This window comes from Mycobacterium helveticum (assembly GCF_007714205.1).
Taxonomy (GTDB): domain Bacteria; phylum Actinomycetota; class Actinomycetes; order Mycobacteriales; family Mycobacteriaceae; genus Mycobacterium; species Mycobacterium helveticum.
Window position 1 is genome coordinate 24,253 of record NZ_VMQU01000032.1, and the last position, 21,439, is coordinate 45,691.

Genomic DNA, 21,439 nt, shown 5'->3' on the forward strand with positions numbered 1-21,439 from the left:
GACACCCGAGCCGGCGGTGGTGCGGCAGTAACACAACCAAGGCTTACCTAAGTAAATCACGGTGTCGTCAGCCTGGGCCGGACGGTCGGCTCCTTCCCGTACGTCCCTGAAGTGTAAGGCATATCACGTGCGTAACGGCAAGCCCGGATGGCGCTCGACGGGCAACAAATCACGCGTTGTGCGTTATGCAAATCACAGTACGTGCGTTACGCTCTGCCGGTGGCGCAACTCGCTTTCCAGCGCGCCCGCACGGAGGAGAAGAAGCGCCAGCGTGCGGCGGCGCTCGTCGAGGCCGCGCGTTCGCTGGCCCTCGAAACCGGCGTCGCGTCGGTGACGTTGACCGCCGTCGCCGGCCGCGCCGGAATCCACTACTCGGCGGTGCGCCGCTACTTCTCGTCCCACAAAGAGGTCCTGTTGCACCTCGCCGCCGAAGGCTGGGCCCGCTGGTCGGGCGCGGTCTGCGCGGAGCTGGGTGAACCGGGCCCGATGTCGCCGGCGCGGGTCGCCGAGACACTGGCCAACGGGCTGGCCGCCGACCCGCTGTTCTGTGACCTGCTCGCCAACCTGCACCTGCACCTCGAGCACGAGGTGGACATCGACAGGGTCGTCGAGATCCGGCGAACCATCACCGCCGCCGCGGTCGCGCTCGCCGACGCGATCGAGCGCGCGCTGCCGGCGCTGGGCCGCTCCGGCGCCTTCGACATCCTGATCGCCGCGTACTCGTTGGCCGCCGCCTTCTGGCAGATCGCCAACCCGCCGCGGCGGCTCATCGACGCCTATGCCGACGAGCCGGAGGTCCGCCCGCCGGAGTGGAACATCGATTTCCCATCCGCGCTGACCCGATTGCTCACCGCGACCTGCATCGGCCTGATCTCGGGATCGCCCTGATCTCGGGATGGCCCTGATCTCGGGATGGCCCTGATCTCGGGATGGCCCTGATCTCGGGATCGCCCTGATCTCGGGATCGCCCTGAGCAGAAGAGAAGACCGAAGTTCCGTGGCCTGGCCGGTCTGGTATCGACGAGAACGCGGCCGAGCTCCTCGAGCCGCCGAGGGCCCCGAGGGCCCCGAGGGCAATGTGCCGCTCGTCGTGGCGGTCGTCGCGGTGGCGGGTTTCTGCGTCTACCGGCTCCGCAAACGTCTCCCTGCTGCACACCGCCGGAAACGACCTGCCCGCAGCGGTCAACGCGCCCACCGATGCACTCATCGCCGCCTCGGCGCCGGCGTATTCGTTCGCCCCCGCGGTCAGCGCGCGGACGAACTGGTCGTGGAAGGTCGCCGCCTGTGCGCTGACGGCCTGATAGGCCCGCCCGTAGCGGGTGAACACCGCCACCACGGCCGCCGACACCTCGTCGCGGCCCGCGGGCAGCATCGCGGTGGTCGGCGGCGCCGCGGCGGCATGGGCGGCATCCAGCGCCCAACCGACACCCGCGAGGTCCTGCGCCGCGGTTGCCAGCAGCTGCGGGCTTGCGATCACGAACGCCATGGCTTTTCCTCCCGCCGCCGCGAACGCCTCTCGCGGCGACGGGTCAAGCGTCGCGTGTGGCGGGCGTCCCGGGATCAGTCAAATGACGCAATCTCGGGCCGCGGTCGGCCGGCGCTACCGGGGCTGGTCGGGGGCGACGGCGAGTTTCGAGTTCACCGGGATCGTCGGCGCGTCGCCGTACTCGGACTGGGGAATGGCCGAGAAGTTGAAGTCGTCGATCGCGCCGGCGCGGAAGACCAGGCAGTGCGTCGAACCGCCGAACTGGAAGTAGCCGAGTTCCTCGCCCTTGTCGACGTGGTAGCCGGACTTGATGTTCTCGCCGATCAGCGTGGAGGACACCTCGCCGATGCCGACCGCCACCAGCGCCATCAGCCCGATGACGGGGTTGTCGGCCTCGATCAGCAGAATCGCGCGCGCCGAGACGTGCGCCATGTAGGACTGCGAGTCCGGCGGCTTGAGGGCGTCCCACCGCTGGGACACGGTCTCCGAGAAGTACGTGCCCGGCTGGACGAACGCCCGCACGATCGTCCCGGCCACGGGGCTGTGCCAGTGGTGGTACTTCATCGCCGACAGGTACGCCTGGTAGACGGTTCCGCCGACGAACTGGTCGACCGACTCGTCGTTGGCCAGCATGTCGCACAGCGAGTACGGCTGACGCTTGATCCAGAATTGGTCCCTGCGCTGGATGTTCGTCGCGATGCGGTACGGGGTCGATTCGCAGGCACTGACGATCACCTTGTCGTCGTCGGGCGCGGCGACGGGCCGCTGGCCGTCTTTGAGGCGACGGGTGAAGAAGTCGTTCCAGGATTTGAAGCCCCAGTGCTCGTCGTCGGGGTCGTGGACGAACTGCTCGATGCCCAGCGTGCGGCACGCCTTCGGGGACTTCCAGCCCGTCGGGGAATCGTTGAGCACATACAGCGAGTCGGGGCTGTCGAGGAACTCGCACCACGCGGCCAGGATCTTCTTGATCATCCCGTTGATCCGCGGGTCGCGGAACGCGGCGACACCCGCCGGGGTGGTCGTCGTCCAGTCGAGGACGGCGCTGAGCGGGATGATCACCGCCTCGTCGCCGAACTCCGGGGCGATCGTGAGGACCTCGTTGATCAGGCCCAGCAGCTGGTCCACGTCGTGCAGGTGGCGGCTGCGGTACTGCTTGGTGCGCGGCACCTGGTCGATCATCTCGTTGAGGTACATGTTCACGACGGGGTCGTCGTCGATGAGTTGCCTGAATTCCTTGAGCACCGGGTGCAGCTCGTTCTGCCCGCCCTTGACCTCGACGCGCTTGCGGTGCCCGCAAAGCCACGACTCCAGGGCGTCGTAGTCCTGCGGCAACCAGCCGGCCCGTCGGCGTACGTCCAGGTCAACACTTACATCGACATCATCGGCATTGATCGTCATGACGATCAGCCTTCCCCTGCACCCGGCGGGTCAAACCGAACCCCGCGCGAACGGCGGCAGGGTGGCTGCTACGCGGGTCCGGTGGAAACCCTCAGCCCCAGTTCCACACCGACATGTCGCCGCGGGGATAGGTGTTGCACACGTCGGTGGCTTTGGCGACGACGCCCTTGTTGTTGAAGAAGATCTTCATGTGGTTGCGCCAGCCCCACCACAGCGGGTCGATCGCGTCGTAGAAGTGCTCGGAGTACTCCCTGCGCCCGGCCGGGTTCATGCCGAAGAACCAGTGCACCTTTTCCTGGGTCGCCTCCGCGTACTGCTGGTGGTTGTTGTAGTCGATCATGTAGCGCTCGTAGTACACCGGGCTGGTGTCCCTGACGGCCGCCATGTACTGCTCGGCATCGCAGGTGGTGGCGATCATCCGGCGGGGGATCGGGAAGTCCTCCGTGGAGTCGGCGGTGGCGGTGTTCGGGAACACCGCGGCAACCAAAACCGATGCGAGGCCCAGAACGAAGAAAACGACGCCCGCACGCAGGCCAGAGCTCAGCCGAGACATAGTTGTTACCGTAACACTTTCGGGGGTCCGGGCGCAGGGCCCTGCGCCATATTCGCCGTTTTTGTAGTCCGTCTCACTATCCATCGTTATCAGGGACGATGACGTGCGTCGGATCGGGCCGGAGCTCCGGGGGGGCCTGGCTGTAGTCCCCGAACGGGCCGTCGCGGCGCTCGACGGCCGCGCGCACGCCCTCCGTCGCGGCGGTGCGGACGAAATCGAGCGCCTCGGGGGTGTTGCGCATCAGCCCGTCGAGGATGCCGCCCAGCATCTGGGTGGACGCCAGGCCCATGTTCTCGTAGGCCTGGTTGACGATCAGCTTCTGCGCCCGCAGCTGCGACAGCGGGATGCAGGCCAACTCGGCGGCGATCTCGGCGACGCGGGCCTCGAGCCGCTCGAACGGCACCGCTTCGTTGATCAGCTCGACCTCGGCGGCCTGGACGCCGGTCAGCGGGCGGCCCGTCAGCGAGTGCCACTTGACCCTGGCCAGGCTCAGCCGGTACAGCCACATCCCGGTCAGGTAGGCGCCCCACATCCGGCTGTAGGGGGTGCCGATCACCGCGTCGTCGCTGGCGACGACGATGTCGGCGCACAGCGCGTAGTCGCTGGCCCCGCCGACGCACCACCCGTGCACCTGCGCGATCACCGGCTTGGAGGCCCGCCAGATGGCCATGAACTTACTTGTCGGCCCCGTCTCGCGCGCGGTGACCATCGCGAAGTCCTTGCCGGGATCCCACGCGCCGTCCGTCATCATCGCCTCGCCCCAGTGACGGAAGCCCTCGCCGAAGTCGTAACCGCCGGAAAAGGCCCGGCCCGCGCCGCGCAGGACCATGACCTTGACGGTGGGGTCGCGCTCGGCCAGGCCCACCGCCGCCTCGATCTCGTCGGGCATCGGCGGGACGATGGTGTTCAGCTGCTCGGGGCGGTTGAGCGTGATGGTGGCGACGGGGCCGGCCGTGGCGTAGAGCAGGGTCTCGAAGCTGGTCTCCCCAGGTTTCATAGCCCGGCAGCCTACGGATCGGGCTGGCGATTCTCCGGCATCGACGCGTAGATCCGGCCGCCGATCTTGAGGTAGGGCGTCGACAGGTAGGCCGACCCGACGACGATGGCGGTGAAGACCGCCGCGGACAGGACGCCGTTCGGCCAGATCTTGCCGACCCCGATCGCGAAGCAGACGATGCCGACGATCGAGGTCGTCCAGTAGTACCGCCGGGCGGCGCGGCGGTGGGTGATGTAGCGGAACCGCGCCTGCGTCGCTCCCGCCGCGATGAGGATCAATCCGGTCGCCAACAGCGTGAGTTCGATGCGTTCGATCGCTGACACGTCGACGATCCTATGGCCGGGTCCCGGCGGCTGCGCGCCCACCGGACCAGCACGGCGGCGACGACGCCGCCGACCGCGGGCGCTAACCGGAGGGCCGGGACCCCAGCATCCGGTGCAGGAACGAGTAGCTCAGCGCCGCCTTGAACGCCAGCTGCTCGTTGTCGGCCGCCCCGGCGTGCCCGCCCTCGATGTTCTCGTAGTACCAGACCTGGTGCCCGGCCGCCTCCAGCGCCGCCGTCATCTTGCGGGCGTGGCCGGGGTGGACGCGGTCATCGCGGGTCGACGTGGTGATCAGCACCGGCGGGTACTGCCGCGATGCCGAAATGTTGTGGTACGGCGAGTATTCGGAGATGAACTTCCAGTCCTCGGGGTTGTCCGGGTCGCCGTACTCGGCCACCCAGGAGGCGCCGGCCAGCAACAGGTGGTAGCGCTTCATGTCCAGCAACGGCACGTCGCAGACCAGGGCGCCGAACCGGTCCGGGTACCGGGTGAGCATGATGCCCATCAGTAACCCGCCGTTGCTGCCCCCGCGGGCGCCGAGGTGTTCCACGGTCGTGATGCCGCGGTCCACCAGATCGGTTGCCACCGCGGCGAAGTCCTCGGCCACCTTGTGCCGGCCCTCGCGCATCGCCTGGGTGTGCCAGCCGGGTCCGTACTCGCCGCCGCCGCGAATGTTCGCCAGCACGTAGGCGCCGCCGCGGGTCAGCCACAGCCGGCCCAGCACGCCGTTGTAGGCGGGCGTGTTGGCGGTCTCGAATCCGCCGTAGCCGTAGAGCAGCGTCGGGCCCGGGCCGCGCGCGCCCGCCGGCCGCACGACGAAGTACGGGATGGCGGTGCCGTCGGCCGAGGTAGCGAAATGCTGTGCGACCGAGAAGTTTTCGGCGTCGAAAAACGCGGGCGCGGACTTGATCGACTCGAGTGGCCCCGGGCCGGTGCCGCGCACCAGCCGCGACGGGGTGACGAACCCGCTGGAGTCGAGGAAGAACTCGTCACCGTGTTCGTCGGCGGCGGCGACCACGGTGTTGGTGGCGGCCGGGATGCCCGCCACGGGCTCGCGCCGCCAGGTGCCCAGTGACGATCGCAAGCGCGGCGAAGCCGGGCGCAGCGGGTCGTCACGCGAGGGCGGTGTGGCGATCTCGACGCGGCTGGCCACGTCGGCCAGCGTCACGATCAGCAGGCGGTCTCTGGTCCAGGCGTAGTGATGCAGGGCGGTGTGCGCGTCGGGCTCGAACACCACCCGCAATTCCGCGGTGCCGGAGAGGAATTGATCGTATTCGGCCGCCAGCAGCGACCCCGCGCGGTACGTCGCCGTGCCGTGGTGCCAGTCGCTGCGCAGCTCGATCAACAGCCACTCCCGGTGGATCGAGACGCTGGCGTCGGTCGGTGCGTCGATGCGGATCAGTTCCGGGCCGCGCAGTTCGTAGATCTGCTCGTTCCAGAAGTCGACCGCCCGTCCAACCAGGGTGCGCTCGAAGCCCGGCGTCCGGTCCACCGAGGCAAAGACACGCACGTCGGTGCCGGCGCCCTCGAAGACGGTCTCCGCCTCGTTCAGCGGTGCGCCCCGGCGCCATCGCTTGACCACCCGAGGGTAGCCGGACTCGGTGAGCGAGCCTGCGCCGAAGTCGGTGCCCACCAGCACGGTATCGCGGTCGGCCCACGCGACCTGCGACTTGGCCTCCGGCAGCTCGAATCCTCCGGCGACGAATTGCCTTGTGGTCATGTCGAATTCACGGACAATGGACGCGTCGGACCCGCCGCGGGACAGGCCGATCAGCGCGCGTGTGTACTCGGGCTCGATGACGCCGGCGCCCGCCCACACCCATTTCTCGCCGTCGGCGCGCCCCAGCTCGTCGACGTCGATCAGCACGTCCCAGTCGGGGGAGTCGGTGCGGTAGCCGGCCAGCGTGGTGCGCCGCCACAGCCCGCGCGGGTTGGCGGCGTCGCGCCAGAAGTTGTACAGGAACTCGCCGCGGCGCACCACATAGGGGATGCGGGCGTCGGTGTCGAGCACCTCGAGCGCCTCGGTCCGCATCCGCTCGAAGCCGGCGTCACGGAACTCCGCGAGGGTGGGTGCGTTACGCGCGCGCACCCAGTCCAGCGCCGCGTCGCCGGTGATGTCCTCGAGCCACAGATACGGGTCGGCGCCGTCCTGGGAAGCCTCAGATGTCATGGCAGCCATTGTGGCCCGGGCGGTACTGTGAGGTGTGTTACAGCGGTGAGCACAAGGAGCCGAGCAGATGACTGTTTTCGCACGTCCGGGCGCGGCCGGGGCTTTGATGTCGTATCAGTCCCGGTACGGGAACTTCATCGGGGGGCAGTGGGTGGCGCCGGCGGGTGGCCGCTACTTCGAGAACCCGACGCCGGTGACCGGCCAGACGTTCTGCGAGGTGGCCCGCTCGGATGCGGCCGACATCGACAGGGCGCTCGACGCCGCGCACGCGGCGGCACCGGCCTGGGGCAAGACCGCGCCGGCCGCGCGGGCGGCGATCCTGAACAAGGTCGCCGACCGGATGGAGGAGAACAAGACCGCGCTGGCGGTGGCCGAGGTCTGGGACAACGGCAAGCCCATCCGCGAGGCCATGAGCGCCGACATCCCGCTGGCGGCGGATCATTTCCGGTACTTCGCCGCGGCGCTGCGATCCCAGGAGGGTTCGCTGAGCCAGATCGACGAGGACACCGTCGCCTACCACTTCCACGAACCGCTCGGCGTGGTGGGGCAGATCATTCCGTGGAACTTCCCGATCCTGATGTCCGCCTGGAAGATGGCGCCGGCGCTGGCGGCCGGTAACGCGGTGGTGCTCAAGCCCGCCGAGCAGACCCCGGCGTCGGTGCTGTACCTGATGTCGCTGATCGGCGACCTGTTGCCGGCCGGGGTGGTCAACGTGGTCAACGGATTCGGCGCCGAGGCCGGCAAGCCGCTGGCCTCGAGCAACCGCATCGCCAAGATCGCGTTCACCGGCGAAACCACCACCGGCCGACTGATCATGCAGTACGCCTCGCAGAACCTGATCCCGGTCACCCTCGAGCTGGGCGGCAAGAGTCCCAACATCTTCTTCTCCGACGTCATGGCCAAGAGTGACGACTTCTGCGACAAGGCGCTGGAAGGGTTCACCATGTTCGCCCTCAACCAGGGCGAGGTGTGCACCTGCCCGTCGCGCAGCCTGATCCAGTCCGACATCCACGACGAGTTCCTCGAGCTGGCCGCCATCCGGGCCAAGGCCGTGCGGCAGGGCGATCCGCTCGACACCGAGACGATGCTGGGCTCCCAGGCCTCCAACGACCAGCTGGAAAAGATCCTGTCCTACGTCGAGATCGGCCGGGACGAGGGCGCCAGGGTCATCACCGGCGGCGAGCGCGCCGAGCTCGGCGGCGACCTCTCCGGCGGCTACTACATGCAGCCGACGATCTTCGCGGGCAACAACGCCATGCGCATCTTCCAGGAGGAGATCTTCGGCCCGGTGGTGGCGGTGACGTCGTTCGCCGACTACGACGACGCGATCGCGATCGCCAACGACACGCTCTACGGTCTGGGCGCCGGCGTGTGGAGCCGCGACGGCAACACCGCCTACCGGGCCGGCCGCGACATCCAGGCCGGGCGGGTGTGGGTGAACTGCTACCACGTGTACCCGCCGCACGCCGCGTTCGGCGGCTACAAGCAGTCCGGCTTCGGGCGCGAGTGCCACAAGATGGCGCTCGAGCACTACCAGCAGACCAAGAACATGCTGGTGTCCTACTCCGACAAGGCGCTCGGTTTCTTCTGATGGTCCCGGGTCCCCCGGCGGGGGCCGTCATCACCGCCGCCGCCGCCGAGCTGCTCGCGCGACTGGCCGAGCGCCACGGCCCGCTGATGTTCCACCAGTCCGGCGGCTGCTGCGACGGGTCGTCGCCGATGTGCTTCCCGCGCGGGGACTTCCTCGTCGGCGACCGTGACGTGTTGCTCGGGGTGCTCGATGTCGGGGACGGGGTGCCCGTGTGGATCTCGGGCCCGCAGTACGAGGTGTGGAAACACACCCAGCTGGTCATCGACGTGGTACCGGGCCGCGGCGGCGGGTTCAGCCTCGAGGCGCCGGAAGGGGTGCGGTTCCTGTCCCGCGGCCGCGTCTTCACCGACGAGGAGCAGGCCCGGCTGCGCGCCGCGCCCGTCGTCACCGGCGCCGCCTACGAGCGCGGCGAACGCCCGTCGGCACGGGGTGAGGTGGTGGTTGTCGGCACCGGTGCCGCGCCGGGAACGTGCCCTCCCCCCGCGCGGCGATCGCAGTAATCTCGTCAGCGTGATCCCACTTCCGCGTCCCTGGCTGCTGGCGAGCGCCATGCTCCTCGGGTGCGCGGCCGGGCTGCTGGCCGGGGTCGCGTTCACCTCGGTGGCCCGCGCCGGCACCCGCCCGGACGTCGCGATCGCGCTGGTCGTCGGCATTCCGGCCCTGACCGGGCTGCTGACGATCCTGTTCTCCGGGCGCCGCTGGGTCACGACGCTGGGCGCCTTCGTCCTGGGTCTCGGGCCGGGATGGTTCGGTGTGCTCGTCGCGCTGCGGGTGGCCTGCGGTGCCTGACGACCACGACCCCGAGTCGGGCCCGGGGACCGCGGCGTTCGTCCCGGACTTCTCCGACGACGACGAGCACACCGGCACCCAGTCCTGGGCCCCGGATTTCTCCGACGACACCGGCTCGCAGCCGCTACCCGTGGTCACCGGCCCCGAGGAGCCCGGCGCGCCCGAGGCGCCGGTGGAGCGCGAGCCGGGCGGCGCGCCGGTGCCGGTCACCGTTCCCGGACGCTACCTCTACCTGAAGTGGTGGAAGCTGGCGCTGGTGATCGCCGCCGTGTGGTGCGCGGCGGCGCCGGTCGGGCTGGGGCTGTTCTCGTGGTGGTACCACACGATCGACAAGTCGCTGCCGGTGTTCGTGGTCCTGGCCTACGTCGTGGCCTGCGCCGTGGGCGCCGTGATGCTGGCCATGACCGAAGGGCGGCCGCTGGTCTCGGCGCTGTCGGTGGCGGTGCTGTCGGCGCCGTTGGCCTCCGTTGCCGCGGCGGCGCCGCTGTACGGCTTCTACTACTGCCAGCAGACGGGTCACTGCCTGGTCGGCATCATTCCGTATTAACGGCCGGCCGGGCCGCCCACTAGGGTGGGCTCGTGACTTCTCACTATGACGTCGTCGTCCTCGGAGCGGGCCCCGGCGGATATGTCGCCGCCATTCGCGCCGCCCAGCTCGGCCTGAACACGGCCATCGTCGAACCGAAGTACTGGGGCGGGGTCTGCCTCAACGTCGGCTGCATCCCGTCCAAGGCGCTGCTGCGCAACGCCGAGCTGGCGCACATCTTCACCAAGGAGGCCAAGACCTTCGGCATCGGCGGCGAGGCGACCTTCGACTACGGGATCGCCTATGACCGCAGCCGCAAGGTGGCCGAGGGCCGCGTGGCCGGCGTGCACTTCCTGATGAAGAAGAACAAGATCACCGAGATTCACGGCTACGGCAGATTCACCGACGCCAACACCGTGTCGGTCGAGTTGAACGAGGGCGGTAGCGAGGACGTCACGTTCGACAACGCCATCATCGCCACCGGCAGCAGCACCCGGCTGGTGCCGGGCACGTCGCTGTCGGACAACGTGGTCACCTACGAGGAACAGATCCTGTCCCGCGAGCTGCCGGAGTCGATCATCATCGCCGGTGCCGGCGCGATCGGCATGGAGTTCGGCTACGTGCTGCGCAATTACGGCGTCGACGTGACGATCGTCGAGTTTTTGCCCCGCGCGCTGCCCAACGAGGACGCCGAGGTGTCCAAGGAGATCGAGAAGCAGTTCAAGAAGCTGGGCGTCAAGATCCTCACCGGCACCAAGGTCGAGTCGATCTCCGACCCTGGGTCCAGTGGCCCGCAGGTCACCGTGATGGTCACCAAGGACGGCAAGTCCGAGGAGCTCAAGGCCGCAAAGGTGTTGCAGGCCATCGGTTTTGCGCCCAACGTCGAAGGCTACGGGCTGGAGCGGACCGGCGTCGCGCTGAACGAATACCGGGGCATCGGCATCAACGAGTACATGCGCACCAGCGTTCCCCACATCTACGCCATCGGTGACGTGACCGCCTTCCTGATGCTGGCGCACGTCGCGGAGGCCATGGGGGTGGTGGCGGCCGAGACCATCGCCGGGGCCGAGACGTTGCCGCTCGGGGACTGCCGCATGCTGCCCCGCGCGACGTTCTGCCAGCCGCAGGTGGCCAGCTTCGGGCTCACCGAGGAGCAGGCCCGGGACGCGGGATACGACGTTCGGGTCGCCAAGTTCCCGTTCACCGCCAACGCCAAGGCCCACGGTTTGGGCGACCCCAGCGGTTTCGTCAAGCTGGTCGCCGATGCCACGCACGGCGAGCTGCTGGGCGGGCACCTGATCGGCCACGACGTGTCCGAGCTGCTGCCCGAGCTGACACTGGCGCAGAAGTGGGACCTGACCGCGGCCGAACTGGCCCGCAACGTGCACACCCACCCGACCATGTCCGAGGCGCTGCAGGAGTGCTTCCATGGCCTGACCGGCCACATGATCAACTTCTGATGGCAGCGGTGCGATGATCCGCGGTGACACCATCCTCGGTGCCGTCGGCGGCGTGGCCACCGGTTACGTCCTGTGGCTGGTGGCCTTTTCGATCGGCAACGACACCACCACCGTGAGCCGGTGGGCTCCGCCGGTGTTGTTGCTGGCGGTCGTGCTCGGTGCCGGCGCCGCGGCCTGGGCATGGTGGCTGCGGCGCCGCCGCAGCCACGCCTGGGCGGCGTTCGCGGCCGGGCTGCCGCTCCTGCCCGTGGTCCTGACGGTGGCCGTGGTGGCCGACACCTACCTGTAGCGCGGGTTGTCCAGCGGAATGTCGAGCGCGGTTATCGTCGCGGCCAGCCCATCGTATTGGCTTGCCAACAAACAGAATTCGATCAACTGCCGCTGATCGAGGTGGCATGCCAGCTGTTGCCAGGTCGCGCCGGTCAGCGTGCGGTCGTTGAGGAACTCGTCGGTGGCCCGCAGCAGCGCGGCCTGTCGGGCGTTCAGCGTGGCGGCGCCGTCGGCGGACTGCGGCCAGGCGAAGATCGCGGCCTGGGTGGCCGCGTCCAGGCCCGCCTGGCGCCCCAGCCGCCGGTGGTGCTGCAACTCGTACTCGCACCCACGCACGTGCCCGACCCGCAGGATCACCAACTCGGCATCGGCCCGCGGCAGCCGACCCCGCAGCAATGCGCCGGAGTAGGGCATCCACAACCACAGCAGCCGCCGGTGCCGGCCCAGCGTGGTGAACAGGTGCATCTCCGGCGCCCGCACGGTGCGTGCCATCAGCCGCGCCGCCACCCAGTTGATCAGCCCCAGGTCGCGAAGTTTCGTCGTCGAGGGAATGCGGCCCGGGCCCGCGGTCATGGCTGCCTCACCAGGTAGGGGGACACGGTGCTGCGGTGCTCGTCGAGGTCGAGCGCGCGCCCCAACGCCGGGAACGCCCGCTGCGGGCAGTTGTCGCGTTCGCAGACACGGCAGCCCGCGCCGATCGGTGTGGCGATCTCACCCGACAAGTCGAGTCCTTCCGAGTAGACGAGCCGGTGGGCGTGCCGGAGTTCGCAGCCCAGCCCGATCGCGAAGGTCTTACCGGGCTGACCATACCGCGCGGCGCGGCGCTCCACGGTGCGTGCCACCCACATGTAGTTGCGCCCGTCGGGCATCTGGGCGATCTGCACCAGGATCTTGCCGGGGTTGGCGAACGTCTCGTAGACGTTCCACAACGGGCAGGTGCCGCCGCTGGAGGAGAAGTGAAAACCGGTGGCGGACTGGCGTTTCGACATGTTGCCCGCCCGGTCCACCCGGATGAACGAGAACGGGACGCCGCGCATCGACGGCCGTTGCAGCGTGGAGAGCCGGTGCGCGACGGTCTCGTAGCTCACCGCGTAGAACGACGACAGGCGCTCGACGTCGTAGCGGAAATTCTCCGCGACGTCGTGGAACTGGCGGTATGGCAGCACCGCGGCCGCGGCGAAGTAGTTGGCCAGTCCCAGCCGGGCCAGGGTGTGCGACTCGTCGCTGGTGAACTTTCCCTGCTCGACCAGGCTGTCGATCAGGTCGCCGAACTCGAGGTAGGCCAGTTCGGCCGCCATCTTGAAAACCTGCTGGCCCAGCGAGAGGTGAGTGCTGATCTCGAGAGTCTTGGTCGCCGGGTCGTAGCGGTGCAGCACGGTGTCGCCGAGGTCGATGCGCCGGTTGATGTGCACCCCGTGCACCTCGGTGAGGCGGCGGTTCAGCTCGCGGGCCAGATCGCCGTGGTGCAGCCGCATCTGGATCGTGAGGTCTTCGGCGGCGGTGTCCAGCTCGTGCAGGTAGTTCTGGCGTTGGTAGAAGTAGTCGCGCACCTCTTCGTGGGGCATGGTGATCGACCCGGTGCCGCTGCCGTCGAAGTTGCGCTCCTCGGTGGCGGCGGCCAGCTGTGCGGTGGTGATGCGGTAGCGCCGGTGCAGGTTGACCACGGCCCGGGCCAGGGCGGGATGGTCGCCGACCATCTCGGCGACCTCGGTGGGGTCGACGTCGATGTCCAGGTCGCGGTCCATCGTCACCTCGCGCAGCTCGGCCACCAGCCGGGTGTCGTCCTGCGAGGCGAAAAAGGTCGCGTCCACCCCGAACACCTCGGTGATCCGCAGCAACACGGCCACCGTCAGGGGGCGCACGTCGTGCTCGATCTGGTTGAGGTAGCTCGGCGAGATCTCCAGCATCTGGGCCAGCGCGGCCTGGGAGAACCCGCGCTCGTTGCGCAGCTGGCGAACGCGGGAGCCGACGAACGTCTTCGACACGCCAGTGAGCGTACCCGTCATGCGAAGGCCGGGTTCGCAGAGTTGGCAGGCGGATACGGCTTCGTCACAATTGATATTCGAGTGACGTCATTGGCATGATTCGCCTCGGGCCCGGCGTCAAGCCTGGGTGCCGAGAAGAGTACGGGAGCGACGCCGTGAGCCTGGATAAGAGAATGATGCCGGTCCCGGACGGCCACCCCGCCGTGTTCGACCGCGAATGGCCGCTGCGGGTGGGCGACATCGACCGCACCGGCCGGCTGCGGCTGGACGCGGCCGCCCGCCACGCCCAGGACATCGGGCAGGACCAGCTGCGCGAGATGGGTTTCGAGGAGACCCATCCGCTGTGGATCGTCCGCCGCACCATGGTGGACCTGATCCGGCCGATCGAGTTCCAGGACATGCTGCGCCTGCGCAGGTGGTGCTCGGGCACCTCCAACCGGTGGTGCGAGATGCGGGTGCGCATCGACGGGAAGCGCGGTGGCGGCCTGATCGAGTCCGAGGCGTTCTGGATCAACATCAACCGGGACACCCAGATGCCCTCGCGCATCGCCGACGACTTCATGGACCAGCTGCGCAAGACGACCGACGTCGACCGGCTGCGCTGGAAGGGCTACCTCAAGCCCGGCGGTCGCGACGACGCGTTCGAGATCCACGAGTTCCCGGTCCGCATCACCGATATCGACCTGTTCGACCACATGAACAACGCGGTCTATTGGAGCGTGGTCGAGGACTACCTCGCGTCACACCTCGAACTGCTGGCCGGCCCGCTGCGGGTGACCATCGAACACGAGGCACCGGTGGCGCTGGGCGACAAGCTCGAGATCATCTCGCACGTGCACCCGGCCGGCTCGACCGAGCGGTTCGGCGCCGACCTGGCCGACCGGGCTGTTACGACGCTCACATATGCGGTGGCTGACGAGACTAAAGCCGTCGCCGCGCTCTTCGCGCTCTGACCTCCGGCCGCCCGGCGCGGGCGCCCGGACAAATGCACGCTTGACCTGCAACTTTGCGATTACCGGCGGGTAGCTTCTGAAACGGTTAAGTTTTCGAGCGGCTTCGCAAGATTTGCAAACTCGGCGGAAGTCGTAGCCGAAATTGGCAATTGAAATGGGTGGACTCCGGTCCGCACGCTGTGCCATCGTCGAGTTAGCACACCAGCGAAGTCCGGCCCGTAGCTACGCCGCAAGACGGCACCGGCCGCGACGATCAAAGTCTGTTAAGGAGTCAAGCCCAATGTCTGTCGTTGGCACCCCGAAGAGCGCCGAGAAGATCCAGCAGGACTGGGACACCAACCCGCGCTGGAAGGACGTGACCCGCACCTACACCGCCGAAGACGTCGTCGCGCTGCAGGGCACGGTCGTCGAGGAGAACACGCTGGCGCGCCGCGGCGCGGAGGTGTTGTGGGACGAACTGCACGACCTGGAGTGGGTCAACGCGCTCGGCGCCCTGACCGGCAACATGGCCGTCCAGCAGGTGCGCGCCGGTCTCAAGGCGATCTACCTGTCGGGCTGGCAGGTCGCCGGTGACGCCAACCTGTCCGGCCAGACCTACCCCGACCAGAGCCTGTACCCGGCCAACTCGGTGCCGCAGGTGGTTCGCCGGATCAACAACGCGCTGCAGCGCGCCGACCAGATCGCCAAGATCGAGGGCGACACCTCGGTGGAGAACTGGCTGGCGCCGATCGTCGCCGACGGCGAGGCCGGCTTCGGCGGCGCCCTCAACGTCTTCGAGCTGCAGAAGGCCATGATCGCGGCCGGGGTCGCGGGCACCCACTGGGAGGACCAGCTGGCGTCGGAGAAGAAGTGTGGCCACCTGGGCGGCAAGGTGCTGATCCCCACCCAGCAGCACATCCGCACGCTGACGTCGGCCCGGCTGGCCGCCGACGTGTGCGACGTCCCGACCATCGTGATCGCCCGTACCGACGCCGAGGCGGCCACGCTGATCACCTCGGACGTCGACGAGCGCGACCGGCCGTTCATCACCGGCGAGCGCACCCGGGAGGGCTTCTACCGCACCCGCAACGGGATCGAGCCCTGCATCGCCCGGGCCAAGTCCTACGCCCCGTACGCCGACCTGATCTGGATGGAGACCGGGACCCCCGACCTCGAGCTTGCGCGCAAGTTCTCCGAGGCGGTCAAGGCCGAATTCCCCGACCAGATGCTGGCCTACAACTGCTCGCCGTCGTTCAACTGGCGCAAGCACCTCGACGACAGCACCATCGCGAAGTTCCAAAAGGAGCTCGCCGCAATGGGATTCAAGTTCCAGTTCATCACGCTGGCCGGCTTCCACGCGCTGAACTACTCGATGTTCGACCTGGCCTACGGCTACGCCCGCAACCAGATGAGCGCCTATGTCGAGTTGCAGGAGCGCGAGTTCGCCGCCGAGGAGCGGGGCTACACCGCAACCAAGCACCAGCGTGAGGTCGGCGCCGGGTACTTCGACCGCATCGCCACCACGGTCGACCCGAACTCCTCGACGACCGCGCTGACCGGTTCCACCGAAGAGGGCCAGTTCCACTGACGAGGAGCGGGTGTGGCCCGCGACGAGGCAGTGGAACCGACCGGCCTGAGCCACTGAGTTAGTCTGCCGAGCAGACGCAGAATCGCACTCCTGCACCCCAGTTGACGCGATTCTGCGTCTGCTCGGGCATTAAAGGAGGAACGTGTGAGCGACGCAGCGATCCAGCGGGTAGGTGTGGTCGGGGCCGGCCAGATGGGATCCGGCATCGCCGAGGTCTCGGTCCGCGCCGGTGTCGACGTGACGGTGTTCGAGACCACCGAGGCGTTGATCACGGCCGGCCGCAACCGCATCGTGAAGTCGCTCGAGCGCGGCGTCAGCGCGGGCAAGGTGACCGAACGGGAGCGCGACCGCGCGCTCGGCAAGCTCACCTTCACCACCGACCTCAAAGACCTGGCGGACCGGCAGCTGGTCATCGAGGCCATCGTCGAGGACGAAGCCGTCAAGGCGAACGTCTTCGCCGAACTGGACCGGGTCATCACCGACCCGGACGCGGTGCTGGCGTCCAACACCTCCAGCATCCCGATCATGAAGGTCGCGGCGGCGACCAAGAACCCGCAGCGCGTGCTGGGGCTGCACTTCTTCAACCCTGTCCCGGTGCTGCCGCTGGTCGAGCTCGTCTGCACGCTGGTCACCGACGAAGCCGCCGCCGCCCGCACCGAGGAGTTCGCCGGGGCGGTGCTGGGCAAGCAGGTGGTGCGGTGTTCGGACCGTTCCGGATTCGTCGTGAACGCGTTGCTGGTGCCGTATTTGCTGTCGGCGATCCGGATGGTGGAGGCCGGCTTTGCCACCGTGGAGGACGTCGACAAGGCCGTGGTTGCCGGGCTATCGCACCCGATGGGCCCGCTGCGGCTGTCCGACCTCGTCGGCCTGGACACCCTGAAACTGATCGCGGACAAGATGTTCGACGAATTCAAGGAGCCGCAATACGGCCCGCCGCCGCTGCTGCTGCGTATGGTGGAGGCGGGTCGCCTCGGCAAGAAATCGGGCCGGGGCTTCTACGCGTACTGACGGCGTATGACAGGACCCCCGCCGATCGGTGTTACTATTCTGCCGTTCAATAGTCGGGAGGTTGACCAAGAGCATGACCGCGCTGAGGCCGTACTACGAAGAGTCGCAATCCATCTACGACGTCTCCGATGAGTTTTTCGCGTTGTTCCTGGACCCGACCATGGGTTACACCTGCGCCTACTTCGAGCGCGACGACATGAACCTCGAAGAAGCGCAGAACGCGAAGTTCGACCTGGCGCTGGGCAAGCTCGATCTCGAACCCGGGATGACGTTGCTCGACATCGGGTGCGGCTGGGGTGGCGCGCTGCAGCGCGCGGTCGAGAAGTTCGACGTCAACGTCATCGGTATCACGTTGAGCCGCAACCAATTCGAGTACAGCAAGCAGCGGCTTGCCGGCATCCCCACGGCACGCAACGTCGAGGTGCGGTTGCAGGGCTGGGAGGAGTTCGACGACAAGGTCGACCGGATCGTCAGCATCGGCGCGTTCGAGGCGTTCAAGGCGGATCGCTGGCCCGCGTTCTTCGAACGCGCCTACGGCATCCTGCCCGACGACGGCCGGATGTTGTTGCACACAATTCTGACGTATCAGTGGCAAACGATGCCCGCGCGCGGCATCACCCTGACGATGAGCGATATCCGGTTTGCGCGATTCATCGGCACCGACATTTTCCCGGGCGGGCAATTGCCGACGCAGGAAGACATCTTCAAGTTCGCCGAGCCCGCGGGGTTCTCCGTCGAAAGAGTGCAACTATTGCGCGAGCATTACGAGCGGACTCTCAATATGTGGGCGGCCAATCTGGCGGCAAACAAGGACAAGGCCGTCGCCGTCCAATCGGAAGAAGTGTACGACCGGTACATGCACTATCTGATCGGGTGTGAGAACTTCTTCCGCAAGGGCATCAGCAACGTCGGGCAATTCACTCTGGTGAAGTGAGCGACGCCCCGAATCGTTGCTGGACGAACCAGGGGCGTCGCGCGGTTACTTTTCCAGCGTGAATTGGTTGACGTCGGTGTAGCCCTCACGGAACAAGTCGGCGCAGCCGGTGAGGTACTTCATGTACCGGTCGTAGACCTCCTCGGGCTGGATCTCCAGCGCCTGCTCCCGGTTGGCCTCGAGGGCGGCGGCCCAGGTGTCCAGCGTCCTCGCGTAGTGCGGCTGCAACGACTGGATCCGGGTCAGCGTGAAGCCCGCCGCGGACGCGTGTTCTTCGACCGACGGGATGGTCGGCAGCCAGCCGCCCGGGAAGATCTCGGCCAGGATGAACTGGGTGAAGTGAACGACCTCATGGGTCAGCGGCCTGCCCTTCGCCCGGGCCTCTTTGAAGGTGGGACGCGTGATGGTGTGCAACATCATGAGGCCGTCCGCCGGCAGCACCCGGTGGGCCATGTGGAAGAAGTGGCCCCAGCGCCGGCGGCCGAAGTGCTCGAACGCGCCGATGGAGACGATCCGGTCGACCGGTTCGTGGAACTTCTCCCAGCCCTCCAGCAGCACCCGGCGGGAGCGGGCGGTGTCCATCTGGTCGAACGACTTCTGCACATGCTCGGCCTGGTTCTCCGACAGCGTCAGGCCCACCACGTTGACGTCGTACTTCTCGATGGCCCGCCGCATGGTGGCGCCCCAACCGCAGCCGATGTCGAGTAGCGTCATTCCCGGCTCGAGGTGGAGCTTGCCCAGCGAAAGGTCGATCTTGGCGAGCTGGGCTTCCTCCAGCGTCATGCCGTCGCGCTCGAAGTAGGCGCAGCTGTAGGTCTGGGTGGGGTCCAGGAACAGCCGAAAGAAGTCGTCGGACAGGTCGTAATGGGCTTGCACGTTCCCGAAATGCGGCGTGAGCTGCACGGACATAACGTAATGGGCCTTTCTGTTTTTCCGAGGCACGGGCGCTGTCGAACGGCGCAACCCGACTACCCCCAACGCATCCCCTGCATGCTAGCCGCTCCCACGGTCAAAGTCCCCTTCCGCCGGGTAGGTCACACGAGATCGTTGCGCCCCCGAAAGGGAAAAGTTTTCGCCCGTGTGCGCCCGGGCGCGAGCCGGTCATTCCCCCGGGGGAGGGACGATCGGCGTGGGGTGCGGCTCCTCCCGGAACTTCTCCAGCGACCCGCCGACCTCGACGATCCCGCGCAGCGCGCTCCAGCTCAGCATCGTCAGGTAGTCGATGAGCTCGTCACTGGTCATCCGCGGGTCCGACATCCAGGAGTGGGTGGCCAGCTGGACCCCGCCGACGATCAGGTAGGCCCACGGCTCGACGCCGCCGGTGTCCATTCCGGCCTCGTGCATGCGGCGGCGCATCAGCACGGCGAGCATGCGCGCGATGATCCGTTCGGAGTCGGCGACCACCTTGTTCTTGCCGGCTGAGTTGTTTGCCATGACGAACCGGTACGGCTCGGGTTCGGACGCCACCGTGTCGACATACACCCGGATGACCTCCCGGGTCAGGTCGATGCCGTCCAGGTTCGACGACAGCGCGGCCGCCATGTTGGGGATCAGGGTGGTCTGCGTGAAGCGCATCATCACCGCCGTCGTCAGGTCGTTCTTGTCGACGAAGTAGCGGTACAGCACGGTCTTGGACACCCCGATCTCCGCCGCGATCTCGTCCATGCTCACGAAACGGCCCTGCCGGCGAATCGCGTCGATCGTGCCATCGACCAACTCGTTGCGACGGTCCACCTTGTGCTGGTGCCAACGCCGCTTGCGGCCGTCGGTCTTCACGGTCCCGGCCGGGAGGTGCTCAGCCACTGTCACGAATTCCCATTCACTAGACGCCCTCGATACTACGGGCCGCCGGGCCCCGCCGGGCGCACCGTCGGCATGTCCGCCGGATTGCCCGGCGGTGTCGCCGGAGCGGGCGAGCGCGGCCCGGACCGACGCTGATGCGGACGGCGGCCCGACGGTGCATGGATGATGGTGTGGTGGCACGAGGATGCTGGCGCGGTGACGCATAGGGCCCCCGATCGGGTCGAGACGCCGGCGGGCGAGCGGCCCCGCGCGTCGTTGGCGGAGTCGTTCGCCGGGGCGGATTCCGATGGCGACGCCGGGCGGCGGGTGGGCTTGCGCCGCATGAAGCTTGTGGCACTGGGCTTCCTGGTCGGTGCCACCGGTGTGTTCCTCGCCTGCCGGTGGTTGCAGGCGCAGGGCGGCGCGGCCGTCTGGGTCGGCTACGTGGGCGCGGCCGCGGAGGCCGGCATGGTGGGCGCCCTGGCCGACTGGTTCGCCGTCACCGCGCTGTTCAAGCACCCGCTGGGCATTCCGATCCCGCACACCGCGATCATCAAGCGCAAGAAGGACCAGCTCGGCGAGGGCCTGGGCACCTTCGTGCGGGAGAACTTCCTGTCCCCTTCGGTCGTCGAGACCAAGCTGCGCGACGCGCAGGTGCCCGGACGGCTGGGCAAGTGGCTCTCGGAGGCGCCACACGCCGAGCGGGTGGCCGGCGAGACCGCGACGGTGCTGCGGGTGCTGGTGGAGTTGCTGCGCGACGACGACGTCCAGCAGGTGATCGATCGGATGATCGTGCGCCGCATCGGCGAACCGCAGTGGGGCCCCCCCGTGGGGCGGGTGCTGGGGACTTTGCTGGCCGAGAACCGGCAAGAGGCACTGATCCAGTTGCTGGCCGACCGGGCTTTTCAGTGGTCGCTGAACGCCGGCGAGGTGATTGCGCGGGTGGTCGAGCGTGATTCGCCGAGCTGGTCCCCGCGATTCGTCGACCAGCTCGTCGGCGACCGCATCCACCGCGAACTGATGGATTTCACCGACAAGGTGCGCCGCAACCCCGACCACGAATTGCGCCGCTCGGCGACCCAATTCCTGTTCGAGTTCGCCGAGGACCTGCAGCACGACCCGGACACCATCGCGCGTGCCGATGCCGTCAAGGAGCAGCTGATGGCGCGCGAGGAGATCGGCAAGGCCGCCGCGACCGCGTGGCGGACGCTCAAGCGGCTGGTGCTCGAAGGCGTCGACGACCCGTCCAGCACGCTGCGCTCACGCATCGCCGACACGGTCGTGCGGGTCGGCGAATCGCTGCGCGACGACGCCGACCTGCGCGACAGGGTCGACGACTGGATCGTCAGGGCGGCACAACACCTGGTCACGCAGTACGGGGTGGAGATCACCGCCATCATCACCGAGACGATCGAGCGCTGGAATGCCGACGAGGCCAGCCGGCGCATCGAGTTACACGTGGGGCGTGACCTGCAATTCATCCGGATCAATGGCACCGTGGTGGGCGCATTGGCGGGACTCGTCATTTACGCCGTCGCGCAGCTGATGTTCTGAGAAGTGCTAACTAGTGCCGTAATGCATCACGTCAAGATGCCCGCGAAAGTTGATCCATGCATCACGTAAGGAATGCCCGCGAAACCGGGGTCAG

22 protein-coding genes and 1 pseudogene are annotated in these 21,439 nt (G+C 67.8%); 13 read left to right on the plus strand and 10 right to left on the minus strand.

All coding sequences use genetic code 11. The features are described 5' to 3' along the window. Positions 1 to 201: 201 nt before the first annotated feature. Together FPZ47_RS09840 and FPZ47_RS09845 are read left to right on the plus strand one after the other, a co-directional pair. A complete protein-coding gene (locus tag FPZ47_RS09840; protein WP_144950798.1) occupies positions 202 to 888 on the plus strand; it encodes a TetR/AcrR family transcriptional regulator in 687 nt (228 codons plus the stop codon). 187 nt (positions 889 to 1,075) lie between these two features. Continuing rightward, complete coding sequence (locus FPZ47_RS09845) at positions 1,076 to 1,300, plus strand: hypothetical protein (protein ID WP_144950800.1); 225 nt, start codon at positions 1,076 to 1,078, stop codon at positions 1,298 to 1,300. Here the strand turns inward: FPZ47_RS09845 and FPZ47_RS09850 are convergent. The 6 genes and pseudogenes from FPZ47_RS09850 to FPZ47_RS09875 form a co-directional block, all read right to left on the minus strand. After that, a pseudogene (locus tag FPZ47_RS09850) lies at positions 1,267 to 1,485 on the minus strand (PE family protein); the annotation flags it as partial. The gene FPZ47_RS09845 and the pseudogene FPZ47_RS09850 overlap by 34 nt on opposite strands. A 114-nt stretch (positions 1,486 to 1,599) precedes the next feature. Beyond that, positions 1,600 to 2,883, minus strand: coding sequence for a phosphatidylserine decarboxylase family protein (locus FPZ47_RS09855; RefSeq protein WP_144950802.1), 1,284 nt, complete (start codon positions 2,881 to 2,883; stop codon positions 1,600 to 1,602). Between the two features lie 91 nt (positions 2,884 to 2,974). Next, on the minus strand, positions 2,975 to 3,436 hold the full coding sequence (locus FPZ47_RS09860) for a DUF5078 domain-containing protein (RefSeq protein ID WP_144950804.1): 462 nt from the start codon (positions 3,434 to 3,436) through the stop codon (positions 2,975 to 2,977). 76 nt (positions 3,437 to 3,512) lie between these two features. Beyond that, the gene (locus FPZ47_RS09865) at positions 3,513 to 4,433 is read right to left on the minus strand and encodes a crotonase/enoyl-CoA hydratase family protein (RefSeq protein ID WP_144950806.1); all 921 of its coding nucleotides are present in this window, start codon (positions 4,431 to 4,433) and stop codon (positions 3,513 to 3,515) included. A gap of 11 nt (positions 4,434 to 4,444) precedes the next feature. Next, positions 4,445 to 4,756 (minus strand): hypothetical protein, encoded by a 312-nt coding sequence (locus tag FPZ47_RS09870; protein ID WP_144950808.1) that lies wholly within the window; start codon positions 4,754 to 4,756, stop codon positions 4,445 to 4,447. A gap of 82 nt (positions 4,757 to 4,838) precedes the next feature. Next, positions 4,839 to 6,926, minus strand: coding sequence for a prolyl oligopeptidase family serine peptidase (locus FPZ47_RS09875; RefSeq protein WP_144950810.1), 2,088 nt, complete (start codon positions 6,924 to 6,926; stop codon positions 4,839 to 4,841). 67 nt (positions 6,927 to 6,993) lie between these two features. On the opposite strand from FPZ47_RS09875, the gene exaC reads away from it, so the two are divergent. Genes exaC through FPZ47_RS09905 form a run of 6 tightly spaced genes read left to right on the plus strand, consistent with a single transcriptional unit; the run spans position 6,994 to position 11,581 of the window. Next, on the plus strand, positions 6,994 to 8,517 hold the full coding sequence (exaC, locus tag FPZ47_RS09880; RefSeq protein ID WP_144950812.1) for an acetaldehyde dehydrogenase ExaC: 1,524 nt from the start codon (positions 6,994 to 6,996) through the stop codon (positions 8,515 to 8,517). Then, positions 8,517 to 9,017 (plus strand): DUF779 domain-containing protein, encoded by a 501-nt coding sequence (locus FPZ47_RS09885; protein ID WP_144950814.1) that lies wholly within the window; start codon positions 8,517 to 8,519, stop codon positions 9,015 to 9,017. Before exaC ends, FPZ47_RS09885 begins: the two co-directional genes overlap by 1 nt. 10 nt (positions 9,018 to 9,027) lie before the next feature. After that, complete coding sequence (locus FPZ47_RS09890) at positions 9,028 to 9,306, plus strand: putative holin (protein WP_144950816.1); 279 nt, start codon at positions 9,028 to 9,030, stop codon at positions 9,304 to 9,306. Then, complete coding sequence (locus FPZ47_RS09895) at positions 9,299 to 9,853, plus strand: hypothetical protein (protein WP_144950818.1); 555 nt, start codon at positions 9,299 to 9,301, stop codon at positions 9,851 to 9,853. The genes FPZ47_RS09890 and FPZ47_RS09895 overlap by 8 nt, the downstream gene beginning before the upstream one ends. 32 nt (positions 9,854 to 9,885) lie before the next feature. After that, positions 9,886 to 11,292, plus strand: a complete 1,407-nt coding sequence (gene lpdA / locus FPZ47_RS09900) for a dihydrolipoyl dehydrogenase (RefSeq protein WP_144950820.1) — start codon at positions 9,886 to 9,888, stop codon at positions 11,290 to 11,292. 13 nt (positions 11,293 to 11,305) lie between these two features. Further along, complete coding sequence (locus FPZ47_RS09905; RefSeq protein ID WP_144950822.1) at positions 11,306 to 11,581, plus strand: hypothetical protein; 276 nt, start codon at positions 11,306 to 11,308, stop codon at positions 11,579 to 11,581. Here FPZ47_RS09905 and FPZ47_RS09910 read toward each other — a convergent pair. Further along, complete coding sequence (locus tag FPZ47_RS09910; RefSeq protein WP_144950824.1) at positions 11,572 to 12,135, minus strand: carboxymuconolactone decarboxylase family protein; 564 nt, start codon at positions 12,133 to 12,135, stop codon at positions 11,572 to 11,574. The two genes, FPZ47_RS09905 and FPZ47_RS09910, sit on opposite strands and share 10 nt — an antisense overlap. Next, complete coding sequence (gene ramB, locus FPZ47_RS09915) at positions 12,132 to 13,547, minus strand: acetate metabolism transcriptional regulator RamB (protein WP_144950826.1); 1,416 nt, start codon at positions 13,545 to 13,547, stop codon at positions 12,132 to 12,134. Before ramB ends, FPZ47_RS09910 begins: the two co-directional genes overlap by 4 nt. Positions 13,548 to 13,702: 155 nt before the next feature. On the opposite strand from ramB, the gene FPZ47_RS09920 reads away from it, so the two are divergent. The 4 genes from FPZ47_RS09920 (at position 13,703) to FPZ47_RS09935 (ending at position 18,009) form a co-directional block, all read left to right on the plus strand. Continuing rightward, positions 13,703 to 14,500: an acyl-[acyl-carrier-protein] thioesterase gene (locus FPZ47_RS09920; protein WP_144950828.1), complete on the plus strand. Its 798-nt coding sequence runs from the start codon at positions 13,703 to 13,705 to the stop codon at positions 14,498 to 14,500. Between the two features lie 280 nt (positions 14,501 to 14,780). After that, positions 14,781 to 16,067 (plus strand): isocitrate lyase, encoded by a 1,287-nt coding sequence (gene aceA / locus FPZ47_RS09925; RefSeq protein ID WP_144950830.1) that lies wholly within the window; start codon positions 14,781 to 14,783, stop codon positions 16,065 to 16,067. Between the two features lie 144 nt (positions 16,068 to 16,211). Then, the gene (locus tag FPZ47_RS09930; RefSeq protein ID WP_144950832.1) at positions 16,212 to 17,075 is read left to right on the plus strand and encodes a 3-hydroxybutyryl-CoA dehydrogenase; all 864 of its coding nucleotides are present in this window, start codon (positions 16,212 to 16,214) and stop codon (positions 17,073 to 17,075) included. A 73-nt stretch (positions 17,076 to 17,148) separates the two neighbouring features. Continuing rightward, entirely contained in the window at positions 17,149 to 18,009 is an 861-nt protein-coding gene (locus tag FPZ47_RS09935) for a cyclopropane mycolic acid synthase family methyltransferase (protein WP_144950834.1), read from the plus strand. A gap of 45 nt (positions 18,010 to 18,054) precedes the next feature. Here the strand turns inward: FPZ47_RS09935 and pcaA are convergent, their stop codons facing one another. Both pcaA and FPZ47_RS09945 read right to left on the minus strand, forming a co-directional pair. Beyond that, positions 18,055 to 18,918, minus strand: a complete 864-nt coding sequence (gene pcaA / locus FPZ47_RS09940) for a cyclopropane mycolic acid synthase PcaA (protein ID WP_144950836.1) — start codon at positions 18,916 to 18,918, stop codon at positions 18,055 to 18,057. 192 nt (positions 18,919 to 19,110) lie between these two features. After that, a complete protein-coding gene (locus tag FPZ47_RS09945; RefSeq protein ID WP_144950842.1) occupies positions 19,111 to 19,812 on the minus strand; it encodes a TetR/AcrR family transcriptional regulator in 702 nt (233 codons plus the stop codon). A gap of 165 nt (positions 19,813 to 19,977) precedes the next feature. On the opposite strand from FPZ47_RS09945, the gene FPZ47_RS09950 reads away from it, so the two are divergent. Further along, positions 19,978 to 21,345, plus strand: a complete 1,368-nt coding sequence (locus FPZ47_RS09950) for a DUF445 domain-containing protein (protein WP_425461767.1) — start codon at positions 19,978 to 19,980, stop codon at positions 21,343 to 21,345. The last annotated feature ends 94 nt before the right edge of the window (positions 21,346 to 21,439 follow it).